Annotated in this window: 2 protein-coding genes; both read right to left on the bottom strand. The window is 40.9% G+C overall.

Annotated features, from left to right (window positions below; genetic code table 11):
• Nucleotides 1-186: 186 nt before the first annotated feature.
• The gene (locus tag R7O03_RS22605; protein ID WP_262635819.1) at nucleotides 187-618 is read right to left on the bottom strand and encodes an NUDIX hydrolase; all 432 of its coding nucleotides are present in this window, start codon (nucleotides 616-618) and stop codon (nucleotides 187-189) included.
• Nucleotides 619-754: 136 nt separating this feature from the next.
• Nucleotides 755-1,057 (bottom strand): hypothetical protein, encoded by a 303-nt coding sequence (locus tag R7O03_RS22600; protein ID WP_054730763.1) that lies wholly within the window; start codon nucleotides 1,055-1,057, stop codon nucleotides 755-757.
• Between the last annotated feature and the right edge of the window lie 105 nt (nucleotides 1,058-1,162).

The following is a 1,162-nucleotide window of genomic DNA, read 5'->3' as shown; positions in this document are numbered from 1 at the left end:
ACCAGCGCAGCCAGACAATAATGCCGCTATAAATAATATTAAAATCTTCATACTTAATCTTTGACAACATAACGCCCAATTAAGGTGTGAACCACGCGACCATACAACTTAATTTGGACACCGTAAACACTGAACTTGACCTAAACCAAAAATGCCAAGCGTGGTGAATCACTCTTAAATTGTTTGTTATATGCACAGAGTTTCGACTTGCTTAATGGCATTAGAGAACACCTTATGGCATTTAAATTTCGGACTATCTCCGAGCTTATGCCAGAAAAAGTTAAACTCATGGCCGCCATCATCTTGCGTGTAAAAACTCCAGTTATTCGGCAGGTCTTCCGCGACTTCACAAAGAACAAAATGCCAAAGTTGATTTTGAAAACCGCTTTCCCAAACACCGAGATACTTGGTACTGGAAACTTTGGATATACCCGATTCCTCTTTAAGCTCCCTAAGTGCTGCACTTTCCACTGAGCTGTCTGTTAATTCTAATGTCCCTTTTACCAACTGCACATCAGCTAAAGGATGTTCAAATAGCAGCAATTCTAGAGCAGACAGTGATTTTCGAAGTACAACAGGACACACTTTGACTTCTCTATTTTCAATCCGTTTGGTCACTGAACTCTCCCGTGCATATAACGCCGCGTTAAGTAGTGAGCAACGCAGGCCACCGACCTAAAACATTGTGCCGTAAACACTAAAGCCGATAAAAACCAAAAATGCCACGCGTTGCGAATCTGCCTTAAACGCTTTGTTATACGTTTATATTTCTGATGATCTTATTGCAAGCACTAACAACATCGGAACGATAAAACTTCATCGTTTCAACTAGCTCTTTATCAGCTTTTACGAGAAACTCCTCTGAGCAATTCAAACGAACATGATTAAGAGGTAAATGGTCTGTCTCCGATGCTATGAGACCAAATACGTGGTAATCAGTGTTCCAGCATTGCCCATACATTTCGTTTCCAATACGCGATAATGCAATTATGTTTTCTATATAATTATCATCTGTTTCGAGTAGGTTCTTTGCTAGTTTAATCGCTTCTTCAGACATTTCCTTGCCCCCGATTTCCCCAAAACGTATAACGCCTTGTTAAGGGGTGAGCAACGCAATACCGAAGCCGCCGCATACCACCTTAGTCACTAAAACTAACGCATA

The organism is Vibrio sp. Vb2960 (assembly GCF_033337665.1).
GTDB lineage: Bacteria > Pseudomonadota > Gammaproteobacteria > Enterobacterales > Vibrionaceae > Vibrio > Vibrio alginolyticus.
The sequence above is the reverse complement of the archived record's forward strand: the minus strand, read 5'-3'. Positions and strand labels throughout refer to the sequence as shown.